At 67.5% G+C, this 16047-nt stretch carries 17 protein-coding genes; 10 read left to right on the top strand and 7 right to left on the bottom strand.

What is annotated here, in order from left to right; translation table 11 throughout:
• Positions 1-178: 178 nt before the first annotated feature.
• The 3 genes from IC535_RS17625 to IC535_RS17615 are packed head-to-tail and all read right to left on the bottom strand — an operon-like array spanning position 179 to position 1723.
• Positions 179-670, bottom strand: a complete 492-nt coding sequence (locus IC535_RS17625) for a GNAT family N-acetyltransferase (RefSeq protein WP_228885878.1) — start codon at positions 668-670, stop codon at positions 179-181.
• Between the two features lie 3 nt (positions 671-673).
• Positions 674-1351, bottom strand: a complete 678-nt coding sequence (rpe, locus tag IC535_RS17620) for a ribulose-phosphate 3-epimerase (RefSeq protein ID WP_228885877.1) — start codon at positions 1349-1351, stop codon at positions 674-676.
• 42 nt (positions 1352-1393) lie between these two features.
• A complete protein-coding gene (locus IC535_RS17615) occupies positions 1394-1723 on the bottom strand; it encodes a J domain-containing protein (RefSeq protein ID WP_228885876.1) in 330 nt (109 codons plus the stop codon).
• A gap of 143 nt (positions 1724-1866) precedes the next feature.
• Here IC535_RS17615 and IC535_RS17610 point away from each other — a divergent pair, with 143 nt between their 5' ends.
• From IC535_RS17610 to IC535_RS17575, 8 genes are all read left to right on the top strand, one after another.
• Positions 1867-2793: a phosphoribosylaminoimidazolesuccinocarboxamide synthase gene (locus IC535_RS17610; RefSeq protein WP_228885875.1), complete on the top strand. Its 927-nt coding sequence runs from the start codon at positions 1867-1869 to the stop codon at positions 2791-2793.
• Positions 2794-2916: 123 nt separating this feature from the next.
• Positions 2917-3399 carry a DUF962 domain-containing protein gene (locus IC535_RS17605; RefSeq protein ID WP_228885874.1) on the top strand — a complete coding sequence of 161 codons (483 nt, stop codon included), beginning with the start codon at positions 2917-2919 and terminating at the stop codon, positions 3397-3399.
• A gap of 380 nt (positions 3400-3779) precedes the next feature.
• A complete protein-coding gene (locus IC535_RS17600; RefSeq protein ID WP_228885873.1) occupies positions 3780-6608 on the top strand; it encodes a monovalent cation/H+ antiporter subunit A in 2829 nt (942 codons plus the stop codon).
• A complete protein-coding gene (locus tag IC535_RS17595) occupies positions 6608-6997 on the top strand; it encodes a Na+/H+ antiporter subunit C (RefSeq protein ID WP_228885872.1) in 390 nt (129 codons plus the stop codon). The genes IC535_RS17600 and IC535_RS17595 overlap by 1 nt, the downstream gene beginning before the upstream one ends.
• Complete coding sequence (locus IC535_RS17590) at positions 6994-8529, top strand: monovalent cation/H+ antiporter subunit D (RefSeq protein WP_228885871.1); 1536 nt, start codon at positions 6994-6996, stop codon at positions 8527-8529. The genes IC535_RS17595 and IC535_RS17590 overlap by 4 nt, the downstream gene beginning before the upstream one ends.
• On the top strand, positions 8526-9032 hold the full coding sequence (locus tag IC535_RS17585; RefSeq protein ID WP_228885870.1) for a Na+/H+ antiporter subunit E: 507 nt from the start codon (positions 8526-8528) through the stop codon (positions 9030-9032). The genes IC535_RS17590 and IC535_RS17585 overlap by 4 nt, the downstream gene beginning before the upstream one ends.
• Positions 9029-9313, top strand: coding sequence for a K+/H+ antiporter subunit F (locus IC535_RS17580; protein WP_228885869.1), 285 nt, complete (start codon positions 9029-9031; stop codon positions 9311-9313). The genes IC535_RS17585 and IC535_RS17580 overlap by 4 nt, the downstream gene beginning before the upstream one ends.
• Positions 9310-9750, top strand: a complete 441-nt coding sequence (locus IC535_RS17575) for a Na+/H+ antiporter subunit G (protein WP_228885868.1) — start codon at positions 9310-9312, stop codon at positions 9748-9750. Before IC535_RS17580 ends, IC535_RS17575 begins: the two co-directional genes overlap by 4 nt.
• Positions 9751-9913: 163 nt before the next feature.
• Here the strand turns inward: IC535_RS17575 and IC535_RS17570 are convergent, their stop codons facing one another.
• Entirely contained in the window at positions 9914-10864 is a 951-nt protein-coding gene (locus IC535_RS17570; protein ID WP_228885867.1) for a sodium:calcium antiporter, read from the bottom strand.
• Between the two features lie 76 nt (positions 10865-10940).
• Entirely contained in the window at positions 10941-11558 is a 618-nt protein-coding gene (locus IC535_RS17565) for a hypothetical protein (protein WP_228885866.1), read from the bottom strand.
• A 125-nt stretch (positions 11559-11683) separates the two neighbouring features.
• On the opposite strand from IC535_RS17565, the gene IC535_RS17560 reads away from it, so the two are divergent.
• On the top strand, positions 11684-12220 hold the full coding sequence (locus IC535_RS17560) for a hypothetical protein (protein ID WP_228885865.1): 537 nt from the start codon (positions 11684-11686) through the stop codon (positions 12218-12220).
• Between the two features lie 518 nt (positions 12221-12738).
• Here the strand turns inward: IC535_RS17560 and hmgA are convergent.
• Together hmgA and hppD are read right to left on the bottom strand one after the other, a co-directional pair.
• A complete protein-coding gene (gene hmgA, locus IC535_RS17555; RefSeq protein ID WP_228885864.1) occupies positions 12739-14040 on the bottom strand; it encodes a homogentisate 1,2-dioxygenase in 1302 nt (433 codons plus the stop codon).
• An 88-nt stretch (positions 14041-14128) separates the two neighbouring features.
• Entirely contained in the window at positions 14129-15199 is a 1071-nt protein-coding gene (gene hppD, locus IC535_RS17550) for a 4-hydroxyphenylpyruvate dioxygenase (protein ID WP_429000377.1), read from the bottom strand.
• A 174-nt stretch (positions 15200-15373) separates the two neighbouring features.
• Here hppD and IC535_RS17545 point away from each other — a divergent pair, with 174 nt between their 5' ends.
• Complete coding sequence (locus IC535_RS17545; RefSeq protein ID WP_228885862.1) at positions 15374-15862, top strand: MarR family winged helix-turn-helix transcriptional regulator; 489 nt, start codon at positions 15374-15376, stop codon at positions 15860-15862.
• Positions 15863-16047: the final 185 nt, after the last annotated feature.

Genomic DNA, 16047 nt, shown 5'->3' with positions numbered 1-16047 from the left:
CGGCGTGTCCCGCCAACCCAGCCGCGCCAACCCAATCAGCGCATATGTCGGTCATTGCCTTTGATCTGGGGCTTTAGTGCGCAACTTACTCCCCGCAAATCGGTGAAGAACCTTTTTCTTGCATCTCCCCAACCTGCATCGACCAACGGTCGATGGCTACCGCCGGCGTACGGCTCTTTCAGCCCGCCGCGAACGCGCGCAGCGCCTCGCCTTCCATCCGGTATACCGTCCATTCGCTCTGCGGCTTCGCGCCGGCGGCTTGGTAGAACTGGATCGCCGGTTCGTTCCAGTCCAGCACCGACCACTCGAAACGACCGCAGTTTTCGGCCACGGCGATGCGCGCGATGTGCTGCAGCAGCGCCTTGCCGGCGCCGCTGCCGCGTTTTTCCGGGCTTACGTACAGGTCTTCCAGGTAGATGCCGTTGCGGCCCAGCCAGGTGGAGTAGTTGTAGAAGTACACCGCATAGCCGATCGCCTCGCCGTCGGCTTCGCAGATCAAGGCGTGCGCCTTGGCGTCGGGCCCGAACAGGCTGGCGCGGATGCCGGCCTGGTCGGTCTGCACCGAGCTCTCGGCCTTTTCATAGACCGCCAATTCGCGGATGAAACGCAGGATCAGCGCCGCATCGTCGGCGCTGGCCACCCGGATGCTCACCGCGGCCGGCAGCGCCATGGCTCAGGCCCTGGCCTGGGCGACGTTGTGGCGCATCTGCGCGATCACGTCCTGGTAGCTGGTCTTGGCGTTGAAGATCGCCGAGCCGGCCACGAAAGCGTCCGCGCCGGCGGCGGCGATCCCACCGATGTTGTCGGCCTTGACCCCACCGTCGATTTCCAGGCGCACGTCGCGGCCGCTGGCATCGATCTTCTGACGCACCACGCGCAGCTTGTCCAGCGCCGAGGGGATGAAGGCCTGGCCGCCGAAACCGGGGTTGACCGACATCAGCAGCACCAGGTCCAGGTCGTCCAGCACCCAGTCCAGGATGTCCACCGGCGTGCCCGGGTTGAGCACCAGGCCCGGCTTGCAGCCCAGCGAGCGGATCAGCTGGATGGTGCGGTGCACGTGGCGGCTGGCTTCGGGGTGGAAGCTGATGTAGGTGGCGCCGGCCTCGGCGAAGTCCGGGATGATGCGGTCCACCGGCTCGACCATCAGGTGCACGTCGATCGGCGCGGTCACCCCGTGCTTGCGCAGCGCCTGGCAGACCAGCGGGCCGATGGTCAGGTTGGGCACGTAGTGATTGTCCATCACATCGAAGTGCACCCAGTCGGCACCGGCGGCAAGCACGTTGTCCACCTCTTCGCCGAGGCGGGCGAAGTTGGCCGACAGGATGGAGGGGGCGATGATGCAGTTGGACATGGCCGGGGCCTTGGGGACGTGGAAAGGGGGGCCGCGCGCGGATCAGCGCTTGCGCAGGGTCTTGATGCGGTCGTAGGCGGCGTTGAGCTGGCGCGACTTGCGCTCGGCCTGCTGGCGCAGCTCCGGGGCGGCGCCGATGACCTTGTCGGGGTGGTACTGGGAGATCAGCCGGCGGTAGGCCAGGTCGACCTCGGCATCGGTCGCCTCGGAGGTCAGCCCCAGCTCGCGGTAGGGGTTCTCCTTGTTCAGGCGGAACCAGTCGGCGTCGAAGGCATGCCCGATCAGCAGGCCGACCACGGCGCCAAACAGCGGATTGGGCCTGAACAGCAGGGCCCCGGCGATGAATCCGAGCAGTTTTCCGTACCAGCGCATGGTCGTCTGGGCGGCCGTGGCAACAAAGGAGCCTCATTTTACGTCACAGCAGGCCCAACCGGCTTTACACTAGGCCGCCCGCTGTCTGTGCGGGCCCTCCGGGTCCCCTGGACAGCTGTCATGACGAAGCCTCAGGAGTGCCCGTGCCGACCACGTTGTTGCAATCCGATCTCCCCGGCCTGCCCTTGCGCCATCGCGGCAAGGTGCGTGATGTTTTCGACATTCCGCGCGACCGGCTGCCCGCCGGCACACCGCCGGGGGACTACCTGCTGATGGTCGCGACCGACCGTCTGTCGGCCTTCGACGTGGTGCTGCCCGATCCGATCCCCGGCAAGGGCGAAATGCTCTGCCAGGTCTCCAACTTCTGGTTCGCCAAGACCGCGCACCTGATGCCCAACCATCTGACCGGCATCGACGTGGCCAGCGTGCTGCCCGATGGCGTGGACCCGGCGCTGTACGCCAAGCGCGCGGTGGTTACCCGCAGGCTCAAGCCGGTTCCGGTCGAGGCGATCGCCCGCGGCTACCTGATCGGCAGCGGCTGGAAGGACTACCAGCGCACCGGCAAGATCAGCGGCATCGACCTGCCCGACGGCCTGCGCCAGGCCGAGCAGCTGCCCGAGCCGATCTTCACCCCGTCGACCAAGGCGGCGGTCGGCGACCATGACGAGAACATCGATTTCGATGCGATGGTCAAGGCGGTGGGTGCGGACCTGGCCGAGCGCGTGCGCGATGCCACCCTGCGCATCTATGCGTTCGCCGCCGAGTACGCGCGCGAACGCGGCATCATTCTGGCCGACACCAAGTTCGAGTTCGGTACCGATGCCGACGGCCGGCTGTACATCATGGACGAGATGCTGACCCCGGACTCCTCGCGCTACTGGCCGGCCGACGAGTATGAGGTGGGCACCAGCCCGCCCAGCTACGACAAGCAGTTCGTGCGCGATTACCTGGAAACGCTGGACTGGGGCAAGACCGCCCCGGGCCCGGCCATCCCGGCCGACATCATCGAACGCACCCGCGCCAAGTACGCCGAGGCACTGCAGCGGCTGGCGGGGATTGCGGTCGACTGACCGGTGCACCACCCCGGCCGCATGGCCGGGGTGGGCAGTGCCGACAACCGGCATCGGCCAGCGCCAGGGCCCGGCCGTGCGCAGGCGGGCGGCGTTATGCTGCTGCCAGTCCTGGGAGGGAACATGGCCACCACTACCGTCGCGCGTCCGATCGACCGCTACTTCGCCAGCTATTCCGACGATCACCGCAATGTGCTGAACCAGCGCATCCATGTGCTGGCGGTACCGGCAATCCTGTGGTCGGTCATCGCCATGCTGTGGTGCCTGCCGCCGCTGATCACCTGGTTCCAGTACGGCATCTGGGCGGCGTTTGCGATGTTCAGCGCATGGTGCTTCTACAACCGGCTGTCACGCCCGCTGGGGCTGGGGATGCTCGCCCTGTTCTTCGTCTCCGGCTGCCTGTGCCGGCTGCTGGAGGCCGAGATCGGCCTGCGCGCCCTGCTGTGGCTGGGCATCGGGGTGTTCGTCGTGGCCTGGGTGGCCCAGTTCATCGGCCACAAGTTCGAGGGCCGCAAGCCCAGCTTCCTCACCGACCTGACCTATCTGCTGATCGGCCCGGCCTGGGTGATGGCCAAGCTGTACCGGCGGCTGGGCTGGCGTTATTGATCGCCCGCGTTGCCGGGCAGCGTCGGGTACCCGACGGATTTTTTCCTGAACGAAACCGATGCTCACCGGCCCGCGACGCCGCGGCGCCCAGCATCGCGGTGGGCACTGGTCGCCAGATTCGTTTCGTTCATGTTCGCCGGCCCCGGCGCCAGCGCGCAGCCCCTGCCGCTGCTGGCCCGGCACGCCACGCAGGGACCGGATTCGGCAAAGCCGCGTGGGCCGTTCCATACGGCTTCCGGCGGTCCCGGATGGGCCCGCTGCGGCGGGCCGAAAAGTGAATCACGCACGTTACATGCAATTGATGGCGTAATCGGGTGTATCCGCAGCAATTGACTGCCTGTTAGACTAAACGACCTGCTCGTGAATCCCGTATTCCCTGCATGAATCCTAGCCTGCTCCTGCTGCTTGCCCTGCCCTTCCTGATGGCGGTGGCGGTCGCCACATTCGGCCGCAGTTCCCGCGCCACGGCCGCCTGGCTGGCCGCAGCCGCCCCGCTGGGCGGGCTGGCGCTGCTGGCCACGATGACCCCCGGCATCCTCGATGGCGGGGTGGTGCGCAGTTTCGGGGACTGGTTGCCGCAGATCGGGCTGGCCTTCTCGCTGCGCCTGGACGGGCTGGCCTGGATGTTCGCCGGGATGGTGCTGGCCATCGGTGCGCTGGTGGTGATGTATGCCCATTACTACCTGAGCCCGCGCGACAGCGCGCACCGCTTCTACTGCTACCTGCTGCTGTTCATGGGCGCCATGCTGGGCATGGTGCTGTCGGGCAACCTGCTGTTGCTGATGGTGTTCTGGGAAATGACCAGCATCAGCTCGTTCCTGTTGATCGGCTTCTGGTCGCACCGCCAGGATGCCCGCGAGGGTGCGCGAATGGCGCTGGTGGTGACCGGCGGCGGCGGCCTGGCCCTGCTCGGCGGCGTACTGCTGATCGGCCGCATCGTCGGCAGCTTCGAACTGGACGTGGTGCTGGCCAGCGGCGATCTGATCCGGGCCAGCGCGCTGTACCCCTACGCGCTGTTCCTGGTGCTGGCCGGCATCTTCACCAAGAGCGCGCAGTTCCCGTTCCACTTCTGGCTGCCGCAGGCGATGGCCGCGCCGACGCCGGTGTCGGCCTACCTGCACTCGGCCACCATGGTCAAGGCCGGCGTGTTCCTGCTGGCGCGGCTGCATCCGGCGCTGGCCGGCACCGACCTGTTCTTCTATACGGTCAGCGGCATCGGCGCGATCACCCTGCTGATCGGCGCCTGGAACGCGATCTTCCAGCATGACCTGAAGGGCCTGCTGGCCTATTCGACGATCTCCCACCTGGGCCTGATCACCATGCTGTTCGGGCTGTCCACACCGATGGCGGTGGTGGCCGGCGTGTTCCATATCCTCAACCACGCCACCTTCAAGGCCTCGCTGTTCATGGCCGCCGGCATCATCGACCACGAGACCGGCACCCGCGACATGCGCAAGCTGGGCGGGCTGCGGCGGCTGATGCCGTTCACCAGCGCGCTGGCGATCATCGCCTCGCTGGCGATGGCCGGCATCCCCCTGCTCAACGGTTTCCTGTCCAAGGAGATGCTGTTCGCCGAAGCGCTGGACGCCGGCGGCCCGGAAACCATGCGCCTGGCCATGTCCGTCGCCGCGCTGCTGGCCGGCGTGTTCGGCGTGGCCTACAGCCTGCGCTTCGTGCACGACACCTTCTTCGGCAAGGGGCCGCACGAGCTGGACCGGGTACCGCATGAGCCGCCGCGCTTCATGAAGGTGCCGGTGGAGATCCTGGTGGTGGTCTGCCTGGCGGTCGGCATCGCCCCGGCCATTACCGTCGCCCCGGTACTGCATGCGGCGGCGTCCTCGATCCTGGGCACGGCGATGCCGGCCTACAGCCTGTCGGTGTGGCATGGCTTCAACATGCCGCTGATGATGAGCATCGCCGGCGTCGTGGGTGGCGTCGCGCTGTACTTCGGGCTGCGCCGGCTGATCGACCTGCATGCGGTGGTGACCCGTGCGATCGGCCGCAACATCTTCCACAAGCAGCTGGACCTGGTGTTCGGCTTCGCCCACCGGCTGACCCAGGCGCTGGCCAACGGCAGCCTGCAGCGCATGCTGATGGCGCTGGTGGTGGTGGCGATCATCGTCGCGCTGGCCCCGTTCGTGGCCAGCCCCGGTTCGCCGAACTGGCCCTCGCCGCAGCCGCTGCCGCTGCTGGGCTGGGCGCTGTGGCTGGTGATGATGGGCTGCGCGCTGGGCGCGCTGTTTGTCTACCGGCAGCGCCTGCTGGCGGTACTGGTGCTGGGCGGCGTCGGCCTGATGGTGGCGCTGACCTTCGTGTTCCTGTCCGCCCCGGACCTGGCGCTGACCCAGCTGCTGGTGGAAATGGTCACCCTGGTACTGATGCTGCTGGGCATGAACTACCTGCCGGCGCAGTCGCCGGTGGAGCGGTCGCGCTGGCGCAAGCGCCGCGATGCGCTGATCGCGGTGATCGGCGGCGGCGGCCTGGCCGCGCTGGCGTATACCGCGATGACCCTGCCGCCCAACACCATGGCCGGCGAACTGGTCGCCCGCGCCCTGCCCGAGGCGTATGGGCAGAACGTGGTCAACGTGATCCTGGTCGACTTCCGCGGCTTCGATACCTTTGGCGAGATCACCGTGTTCGGCATCGCCGCGCTGGTGGTGCACGCCATGCTGCGGCGTTCGCGGATGGCGCCGGAACAGCGCATGCCCGGCCCGCCGATCAAGCTGCCGGTCCCGGCCGACCTGGCCCAGATCATGTTCCCGCTGACCCTCACGGTGTCGATCTTCCTGTTCCTGCGCGGCCACAACGCGCCCGGCGGCGGCTTCATCGCCGGCCTGGTGCTGGCGGTACCGCTGCTGATCCAGTACGTGATCCAGGGCACCACCTCGGTGGAATCGCGCTTCGGCTTCGACTACATCCGCTGCATCGGCGCCGGCCTGTTGATCGCCATCGTCAGCGGCAGTGCGTCGATGCTGTTCGGCGTGCCGTTCCTGACCAGCGGCCACCTGGACCTGCACATCCCGCTGATCGGCGAGGTACCGCTGGCCAGCGCGATCGGCTTCGATACCGGTGTGTACCTGGTGGTGTTCGGCGGGGCGATGCTGATGCTGTCGATGATGGGCACGATCAAGCCTTCGCGCACCCGCCATGCCCGCAAGGGCGAGATCGATCCCACCCGCCGTTCGGCAAAGACCGGGGAGATGCACTGATGGAACTGGCCCTGGCAAGCGCGATCGGTGTATTGGCCGCGATCGGCATCTACCTGCTGCTGCGCGCGCGCAGCTTCGACGTCATCCTGGGCATGACCTTCCTGTCCTATGCCACCAACCTGCTGATCTTCGCCGGCGGCCGGCTGGTGTCGGGCAAGGCGCCGGTGCTGCGCGAGGGTATCGACAGCGACCTGGGCAACTACACCGACCCGCTGCCGCAGGCGCTGGTGCTGACCGCGATCGTGATCGCCTTTGCGATGACCGCGGTGAGCATCGTGCTGGCCATGCGCAGCCGCAGCGACAACCACAGCGACCACGTCGACGCCCACGAAGACCAGGATGACGCCGCGCCTGCCGATACCGCGCCGGGCCGGGAGGGCGGCGCATGAACCATGCGGTGATCCTGCCGATCCTGGTGCCGCTGTTCGGTGCGGCCTGTTCGTTGTTCGTCGAACACCGCCGCTACGGCCCGCGGGTACAGCGCACGGTGGCCTGGGCCACGCTGGCGGCGCTGGCCGCGGCAGTGGCCGTGCTGTTCGCGCAGACCGCCGATGGCAGCACCGCGGTATACCTGCTTGGCGATTGGCCGGCGCGGCTGGGCATCGCCCTGGTCGCCGACCGCCTGTCGGCGTGGATGCTGGCGACCACCGTGCTGCTGGCCATTCCATGCCTGCTGCATGCATGTTCGGGGTGGGACCGCCGCGCACCGCACTTCCATGCGCTGTTCCAGTTCCAGCTGGTCGGGCTCAACGGCGCCTTCCTGACCGGCGACATCTTCAACCTGTTCGTGTTCTTCGAGGTGATGCTGATCGCCTCCTATGGCCTGCTGCTCAGCGGCGGGCGCGGCCTGCGCATGCGCATCGGCCTGCACTATGTGGTGTTCAACGTCACCGCCTCGACCCTGTTCCTGATCGCGCTCGGCCTGCTGTATGCCGCGCTGGGTTCGCTCAACATGGCCGAGCTGTCCCAGCGCATCGCCGCGCTGCCGCCCAGCCACCTGGTGCTGGTCAAGGCCACCATGGGGCTGTTGCTGCTGGTGTTCTGCAGCAAGGCCGCGCTGATGCCGCTGTACCTGTGGCTGCCCGAAGCCTATGCGCGCGCACCGGCGGCGGTGGCCGCGCTGTTTGCGATCATGACCAAGGTCGGCCTGTATGCGGTGCTGCGGGTGAGTTCGCTGTGGTTCGGCGAGGGCGCAGGGCCGATGGCCGGCTATGGCAGCGACTGGCTGCTGTGGGCCGGGTTGGCCACGCTGGTGCTGGGCGGGCTGGGCGTACTGGCCGCCGCGCGGCTGCGGGTGATGATCTCCTACCTGGTGCTGGTTTCGGCGGCCACGCTGTTCATCGCCTTCGCGGTGCGCACCCCGCAGGTGTTGTCGGCCGGCCTGTACTACCTGCCGCACAGCACCTTCGTGGCCGCCGCGCTGTTCCTGGTGGCCGACCTGATCCGCCGCCGCCGCGGCGGGGCCAGCGACAGAAAGGAAATCATCGCGCCGATGCCGGGCAAGCAGACCCCGGCGGTACTGTTCCTGATCGGCGCGGTGGCCGTGGCCGGCCTGCCGCCGCTGTCCGGCTTCCTGGCCAAGGCCGCGCTGCTGGCCGGGATGCCGGCGCAGTACACCGCCGTGGTCTGGACCGCGGTGCTGGGCAGCAGCCTGATGGTGATCGTCGGCATCACCCGCGCCGGCATCCGCCTGTTCTGGCGCGTACCGATTGTCGAAGAAGACGCGCCCAAACCGCGCAAAGCCCCCACGCGCACCGTGGAACTGTTCGCCGCTGCGCTGCTGCTCAGCTATGGCATCGCCATGAGCGTGTTTGCCGGGCCGTTGATGCAGCACACCGATGCGATGGCCCGGCAGCTGCTGCACCCGCAGGAGTATGTCGGCCCGCTGCGCGCGGCCACCCCGGAGATCCGCCAGCCATGAGCTCCAAGCTTTCGCTGTACAAGCGCGTGATTCCCTCGCCGTCGCTGAGCGTGACGGTGCTGGTGTTCTGGCTGCTGATGTCCGACAGCTTCACCGTCGGCCAGTTCGTACTGGGCATGCTGCTGGGCCTGGTGGTGCCGCTGTTCGCCGCCAGGCTGGACCGCGAGTTCGCGCGGATCGGTTCGCTCAGGCCGCTGCCCAAGCTGATCTGCGTGACCCTGTGGGACATCCTGGTGTCCAACATCCGCGTGGCGCTCCAGGTCCTGGGCCCGGAACGGCGCATCCACCCCGGCTTCATCTGGCTGCCGCTGGACATCGCCAACATCCATGGCATCGCCGCACTGACCAGCATGATCACGCTGACCCCAGGCACGGTCTCGGCGGCGCTGTCCGACGACCGGCGCTACCTGCTGGTGCACGTGCTGCACCTGGACGATCCGGACGAACTGGTCCGGCAGATCAAGCAACGCTACGAAGCCCCGCTGATGGAGATCTTCCCATGACCGGTTACACCTTCATCCAGACCACCATGGTGGTGTGCATGTACGTGGTCGGGCTGGCCATGCTGCTGGCCACCTGGCGCCTGCTGCGCGGCCCGACCGTGCCCGACCGCATCCTGGCCCTGGACACCCTGTCGGTGACCGCGATCGCCGAACTGATGCTGTTCGGCATGTACCTCAACTCGGCGGTGTATTTCGAAGCGGCGCTGGTCATCGCCATGCTCGGCTTCGGCAGCACCGTGGTGCTGAGCAAGTTCGTGCTGCGCCGGGACATCGTGGAATGATCACCTTCATCCAGATCGTGCTGTCGATCCTGCTGCTGTTCGGCTGCTTCTTCATCCTGGTCGGCGCGCTGGGCCTGGTGAAGCTGTCCACGTTCTTCAAGCGCCTGCATGCCCCTACCAAGGCCAGCACGCTGGGCGTGGGCTGCGTGCTGGTGGGCTCGGTGTGCTACCACATCTTCCTCGGCGAAGACCCGCAGCCGCGCGAACTGCTGATCACCGTGTTCCTGTTCATCACCGCGCCGATCAGCGCGCACATGATGGCCAAGGCGGCGCTGTCGCTGATGATGGAAACGCGGCCGAGCCTGCCGGGGCACGAGACCGCCCGGGAAGAGCAGTTGCCGCCGCCGTTGCCGCGCACGATGACAGACGGGGGCGATGACGACGAACGCGTCGCCACGCGCCTGGATCCCACCGCCGCCCCGGAACAAAAGCGCTAGTAGTGCGGCCAAAGACGGCATAGCCACGCCCTGCGTGGCTTCGCGGTGCCAACCGAAGAGCAGCCACGCGTGAACCCTGTTACGTGTCGGCACGCTGGGCCTCAGGCGCGTGGCGACGCGCTCACCGGAATGGCGCAGGCCGGGCATGCGGCGCGGCGTGTCCCTACCCGATCAGCGCAAGCTCCAGCGCAATCCACGCCAGGAATGCCACCAACAGGATCCCGCCCTCGCGCCGGCTGATGGTCAGGTCGCCCTTGAGCATCGGGTACAGCACCAGCACGAAGGCCACTGCGGCCGGCAGCTCCAGCTTCACGAACGATGCCGGCAGCGCCATTGGCCGCAAGGCGGCCATGCCGCCGACCACCACCAGCAGGTTGAACAGGCTCGAGCCGATCACATGGCCCAGCACCATGTCGCCCTGCCCGCGCCGCGCCGCCGCGATGGCCGCGGCCACTTCCGGCAACGCCGTGCCGATCGCCACCGGCAGCAGGCCCACCAGCAACGGCGACCACCCCAGCCCGGCGCCCAGCTGCGGCGCGGCCTGCACGATCCAGCGCGCGCCGTAGTACAGGGCCACCGCGGCGAACAGCAGCCGCACTACGTTGAGAAACAGTCCGGTGCGGGTCATCGCATAGCCGGCAACCGCCTCCTGCACGGTCTCCGCTTCGCGCCGCGCGCGGCACAGCACATAGCCCAGCATCAATACGAAACCCAGCAGCAGCACGCCGCCTTCCCAGCGCGCGATCACCCCGTCCAGGCCGAACGCGATCAAGGCCAGGCTGGCCACCGCCAGCATCACCAGCAGCGGCGACAGCAGCCGCATGCGCACCAGCAAAGGCGCGGCCAGCGCGGCCATGCCCAGGGTCAACCCCAGGTTGACGATATTGCTGCCCACCGCATTGCCCAGCGCCAGCTCCCCGGCGCCGACCACGAACGCACGGGCGTTGACCACCAGCTCCGGCAGCGAGGTACCGAAGGCGACCAGCAGCAGGCCGGCCACGAACGGCGATGCGCCCACGCGCTGCGCCAGCCCCGAGGCGGCCTTGACGATGGAGTCCCCGCCCAGGGCCAGCAGCAGCAATCCCAGCACGAACCAAGCAGTGGCAGCGATCATCGGTGTATCCCCGGTGGCAAGCATGTGCCGATTCTAGAGGGTCGTGCCGGGCTTTGCCCGGCCGCCCCGGGCGATCTCAGGAGCAGCCTTCCACGTAGTCCACCTGCGGCGTCTGGCCGACCCGCCAGGCGGTGACATTGCCGTCGCCGCCGATCTCGAAGTTGATCAGCGCCCCACCGTCGGTGGCCGCGCGCACGCGCAGGTTGTGGCCCTTTTCATCGTACTTGTGCGGGGTGACATCGCCGCGGTCGGGGTACAGGGTCTGCAGCTGGCCCAGCGACATCCCGACCTTGCCGCCGCCCGGGGCGACGATACGGTCGTTGCGCACGTCGTAGCGGACCAGGCGCTTGCCTTCGATCATGAACACCACGTCCTCGGCCTGTGCGCCCTGCGGGCGCAGCGCGTGGCAGTAGTCGTCGGGAACCTCGCCCTGCAGCGGCGCCTTCCAGGCCGTGCGCACCTGCTCCAGCGTACTGCCCAGGGCCAACGGGCCATAGCCGTCGAGCCGGGCCGGTCCTGCGCTGGCGGCCTCGGCGGCAGGTGCGGTCGCGGCATCGGGGGCTACCGGCGGCGCCGGGTCGGACGGCACCGGCACGGCGGCTTCGGCGTCCTTGGACGGGGTTTCCACCGTGCGGTCGCAGCCGCCCAAAGCCAGCACCACGCCCAGTGCCATAACGCTTGCCAGCTGTTTCATAGGGTATTCTCCGGTCAGTGGGCAAAGCCTAGCGCGAACCGCGTGCATTGGCTGCATGGGGCGCTGTCATCGCGGTTTCACCTGCCACGTTCAGGCTCGGCCTGCACCGCACCGACCCCACGCCCATGCAACCGCGCAAGACCGACCTCGCCCGCACCGCCCTGCAGGCCCACCGTGCGCCGCTGGACATGCGCCAGCGCCGGCTGTTGATCCTGTGCGATGGCCAGCGCGACCTGGCGCAATTGACCTCGTTGGTCGGCGCGGAGGCGTCGGCGATGGTGATCCAGCTGATCCAGGCCGGTTACCTGGTGTCGACCCCGGCGGCGGCGGCGCCCGCAGCGCCGCCGCGCACCGACCCGGCACCGGTACCAGTACCGCCCGCGACGATGGCCGCCCCGGTCACCGAGCGCCGGCGATCGCTGGTGGCCGCGCGGATCTACCTGTTGGGCATCCTCGAACTGCAGCGGCACCCACACGCTGCCGGGCTGCTGCATGCGCTGCAGCAGGCACGCAGCGACGAGGCGGTGATCGCCGGCCTGCATACCGCGCTGGACGCACTGCCCGCGCTCACCTCGCCCGGCTATGCCGAACGGGTGCGGCAACGCCTGCTGGAAGCGCTGCCGAAGGAATGCATGGACGGGTTCCAGCAGGTGCTGGCGTAAGCCGGGGCGGCGCGGCTTCCTGGTAGGGTCGGATCCCGATCGACTGCCGATAGCGGTGATCGATGCGATCAACGCATGGACGCTGCCGCGAGCCGCATGACCGCGTTCGCTTTTCATGCGTTACCGGGTGATGCGGCGGCAACGGCAGTCGATTGGCTTCCGACCCTACCGACCTCGCGCTCCACTGGTAGGGTCGGATCCCAATCGACTGCCGATAGCAGTGATCGATGCGATCAACGCATGGACGCTGCCACGAGCCGCATGACCTCGTTCGGTTTCCCTGCGTTGCCGGGTGATGCGACGGCAGCGGCAGTCGATTGGCATCCGACCCTATCGGCCTCGCGCTCCGCTGGTAGTCCGCTGGTAGGGTCGGATCCCGATCGACTGCCTGTAGCAGTGATCGATACGATCAACGCATGGACGCTGCCGCGAGCCGTATGACCACGTTCGGTTTCCCTGCGTCACCGGGTGATGCAGCGTCAACGGCAGTCGATTGGCATCCGACCCTACCGGCGATGTCACGCCTTGAACTGCGCCTTCAACCCCTGCCAGCAGTGCTGGTAATCGCGCTGCCGGTGCGCGGCGTCCATCGCCTGGGTGGTGGGGCGTATCACCGCGCGGGTTTCGAACATGAAGGCCATGGTGTCCTTGACCACGTCCGGCCGGGACAGGTCGGCCGCCGAGGCTTTCTCGAACGTGGCCGCATCCGGGCCGTGCCCGCTCATGCAGTTGTGCAGCGAGGCACCGCCGGGCACGAAGCCTTCGGCCTTGGCGTCGTAGGCGCCGTGGATCAGGCCCATGAACTCGCTGGCGATGTTGCGGTGGAACCACGGCGGGCGGAAGGTGTCCTGCGCCACCAGCCAGCGCGGCGGGAAGATCGCAAAGTCCATGTTGCTGGTGCCGGGCGTGTCGCTGGGCGAATGCAGCACCAGGAAGATCGACGGATCGGGATGGTCGTGGCTGATCGAGCCGATCGTGTTGAACCGGCGCAGGTCGTAACGGTACGGTGCGTAGTTGCCATGCCAGGCCACCACGTCCAGCGGCGAGTGGTCGATGTCGGCGCGCCACAAGCGGCCACCGAACTTGGCGACCAGCTCGAAGGCACCCTCGCGCTGCTCGTAGGCGGCCTGCGGGGTTTCGAAATCGCGCGGGTTGGCCAGGCCGTTGGAACCGATCGGCCCCAGGTCGGGCAGTTTCAGCAACGCACCGAAGTTTTCGCAGACATAGCCGCGTGCGTGTCCATCCGGCAGCTCGACGGCAAAGCGCACGCCGCGCGGGATCACCGCCACCTGCTGCGGCTCGATCTCGATCACGCCCATTTCGGTGAGCAGGCGCAGCCGGCCCAGCTGCGGCACGATCAGCAGCTCGCCATCGGCGTTGTAGAAATAGCGGCCCTGCATGTCGGCGGTGGCCGCGTACAGGTGGATGCCCACGCCATGGTGGGCATCGGGCGATCCATTGCCGCCCACGGTGTACAGGCCATCGATGAAATCGGTGGGCGTGGCCGGCAGCGGCAGCGGGTCCCAGCGCAGCTGGTTGGGCGACACTGCGCCGCCGGCGAAATCACCGTGCAGGTGCGGCTGCGCATACGCGCTGAATTCCCCATGCACCACCGCCGGGCGGATCCGGTACAACCAACTGCGCCGGTTGCTGCCGCGCGGGGCGGTAAAGGCCGTGCCCGACAGCTGTTCGGCATACAGGCCGTGGGCCACCCGCTGCGGCGAGTTGCGGCCCACCGGCAATGCGCCGGCTACCGCCTCGCTGGCGAACTCATTGCCGAAACCGGTCTGGTAACCGCGCGGAGCGATCGAGGTACTCATCTGTGCGTGTCCTGGCGGGGAAACGGGGTATGGCGCCGGAAGGAACCCGGCGCCGCCGTTGGGGCGGCGGTGGCCGGCCCTGACAACGTTACAGCACGCCGCGCTTGATCTGGTCGCGTTCGATGCTCTCAAACAGCGCGGTGAAGTTGCCTTCGCCGAAACCTTCATTGCCCTTGCGCTGGATGATCTCGAAGAAGATCGGGCCGACGCTGTTGGTGGTGAAGATCTGCAGCAGCTTGCGCTGGTGGGTTTCCGGATCGGCGTCGATCAGGATCTTGTTCCGGGCCAGCCGCGCTACGTCTTCGCCGTGGTTGGGCACGCGCATGTCGATCACCTCGAAATAGGTGTCCGGGGTATCCAGGAACTCCACGCCCTGCGCGCGCATGGCCTCGACGGTGTCGTAGATGTTCTCGGTGAAGCAGGCGATGTGCTGGATGCCCTCGCCCTTGTAGGCGTCCAGGTATTCGTTGATCTGGCTCTTGGGATCGGACGATTCGTTGAGCGGGATGCGCACGATGCCGTCCGGCGCGGTCATCGCCTTGGACACCAGGCCGGTCTTCAGGCCCTTGATGTCGAAGTAGCGGATCTCGCGGAAGTTGAACAGGCGCTCATAGTAATTGGACCACTGCTGCATGTTGCCGAAGTACAGGTTGTGGGTCAGGTGGTCGATGAAGGTCAGGCCGAAGCCGGTCGGGTGCTGGTTGACCCCTTCGATCGGTGCGTAGTCGGCGTCGAACATGCTGCCGTCCGCGCCGTAGCGGTCCACCAGGTACAGCATGCAATCGCCGATGCCCTTGATCACCGGGGCCGGCACGGCCTTGCTGTCGGCCCGGAAGTCGACCACTTCGGCACCGTTGCCCAACGCCATCTGCAGCACCTCTTCGCCCGGCTTCTTGAAGCGGATCGCAAAGCCGCAGGCGCACGGGCCGTGCTTCTCGGCAAAGTCCGAGGCGAACGAATCGGGCTCTTCGTTGACCAGGAAATTGACCGCGCCCTGGCGGTAGACGGTGATCGCGCGCCGCTTGTGGCGCAGCACCGCGGTGAAGCCCATCTTGCGGAAATAGGTGTGCAGTTCGCCGCCACGTCCGGCCGGGGCGGCGAATTCGACGAACTCGAAACCGTCGATGCCCATCGGGTTTTCGAAGGTGGTGACCTGCATGCCCGGGTTGGGGGCGTGGGAGGCGGTGCTCAGCTGGCTGGTCATGATGTGGCTCCAAGGCAAATCCGCATCGGAAAAAACCAGGTGCGGGAGACGGGCAGACCCGCGAGAATGCGGAGTCCGGAACTAAGGTTTATAGTTTCACATGAAACCACCATCAAGGTGCACCGCAGCATGAGCCCGCCCGATCCCAGCAGCAGCATCCGCGCCTCGCACGCCCTGCTCGACCTGGAGCAGTTCCTGCCGTATCGGCTGAGCGTGCTGTCCAACCGGGTCAGCGGCAATATCGCCAAGCTGTACGGCGACCGTTACGGCCTGGCCATTCCCGAATGGCGGGTGATCACCATCCTGGCGCTGTACCCGGGATCGTCGGCCAGTGAGGTCTCAGACCGCACTGCGATGGACAAGGTGGCGGTCAGCCGCGCCGTGGCCCGGCTATTGGAGCGCGGTTTCATCCGGCGCGAAACCCATGGCGACGACCGCCGCCGGTCGGTGCTGGCGCTGTCGGCGGCCGGTTTCGAGGTGTATGAAACCATCGCCCCGCTGGTGATCGAGATCACCCGCAAGCTGATGTCGGTGCTCAGCGAGGAAGAGGAACAGATGCTGGAGACGCTGATCCTGCGCCTGGCCGGGGAAGGCCTGCAGAAGATGGATGAGGGGTGATCTGACGCCAGTACCCACCAACGGTGGGTACCTACCCAGCGATAGCGCATTCGCGCTCCCGCTCCCACGCTTTGCTGCGCAAAACGCGGGCCCCACTCACCATCACCCACATCCCCGCGCCTTCGGCGCGCCCCCTTGGACTCCAAGGGGGCTTTTCCTCCAGACGGCGTACCCACCAACGGTGG

Origin of the sequence: Stenotrophomonas rhizophila (assembly GCF_020857975.1) — a bacterium.
Classification (GTDB): Bacteria; Pseudomonadota; Gammaproteobacteria; order Xanthomonadales; family Xanthomonadaceae; genus Stenotrophomonas; species Stenotrophomonas rhizophila_C.
The sequence above is the reverse complement of the archived record's forward strand: the minus strand, read 5'-3'. Positions and strand labels throughout refer to the sequence as shown.

Excerpts from the sequence above, each read along its gene's own strand:
- IC535_RS17625 (WP_228885878.1), bottom strand. The coding sequence starts at position 670 with ATGGCGCTGCCGGCCGCGGTGAGCATCCGGGTGGCCAGCGCCGACGAT.
- rpe (WP_228885877.1), bottom strand. The coding sequence starts at position 1,351 with ATGTCCAACTGCATCATCGCCCCCTCCATCCTGTCGGCCAACTTCGCC.
- IC535_RS17615 (WP_228885876.1), bottom strand. The coding sequence starts at position 1,723 with ATGCGCTGGTACGGAAAACTGCTCGGATTCATCGCCGGGGCCCTGCTG.
- IC535_RS17605 (WP_228885874.1), top strand. The coding sequence starts at position 2,917 with ATGGCCACCACTACCGTCGCGCGTCCGATCGACCGCTACTTCGCCAGC.
- IC535_RS17600 (WP_228885873.1), top strand. The coding sequence starts at position 3,780 with ATGAATCCTAGCCTGCTCCTGCTGCTTGCCCTGCCCTTCCTGATGGCG.
- IC535_RS17595 (WP_228885872.1), top strand. The coding sequence starts at position 6,608 with ATGGAACTGGCCCTGGCAAGCGCGATCGGTGTATTGGCCGCGATCGGC.
- IC535_RS17590 (WP_228885871.1), top strand. The coding sequence starts at position 6,994 with ATGAACCATGCGGTGATCCTGCCGATCCTGGTGCCGCTGTTCGGTGCG.
- IC535_RS17585 (WP_228885870.1), top strand. The coding sequence starts at position 8,526 with ATGAGCTCCAAGCTTTCGCTGTACAAGCGCGTGATTCCCTCGCCGTCG.
- IC535_RS17580 (WP_228885869.1), top strand. The coding sequence starts at position 9,029 with ATGACCGGTTACACCTTCATCCAGACCACCATGGTGGTGTGCATGTAC.
- IC535_RS17575 (WP_228885868.1), top strand. The coding sequence starts at position 9,310 with ATGATCACCTTCATCCAGATCGTGCTGTCGATCCTGCTGCTGTTCGGC.
- IC535_RS17570 (WP_228885867.1), bottom strand. The coding sequence starts at position 10,864 with ATGATCGCTGCCACTGCTTGGTTCGTGCTGGGATTGCTGCTGCTGGCC.
- IC535_RS17565 (WP_228885866.1), bottom strand. The coding sequence starts at position 11,558 with ATGAAACAGCTGGCAAGCGTTATGGCACTGGGCGTGGTGCTGGCTTTG.
- IC535_RS17560 (WP_228885865.1), top strand. The coding sequence starts at position 11,684 with ATGCAACCGCGCAAGACCGACCTCGCCCGCACCGCCCTGCAGGCCCAC.
- hmgA (WP_228885864.1), bottom strand. The coding sequence starts at position 14,040 with ATGAGTACCTCGATCGCTCCGCGCGGTTACCAGACCGGTTTCGGCAAT.
- hppD (WP_429000377.1), bottom strand. The coding sequence starts at position 15,199 with ATGCAGGTCACCACCTTCGAAAACCCGATGGGCATCGACGGTTTCGAG.
- IC535_RS17545 (WP_228885862.1), top strand. The coding sequence starts at position 15,374 with ATGAGCCCGCCCGATCCCAGCAGCAGCATCCGCGCCTCGCACGCCCTG.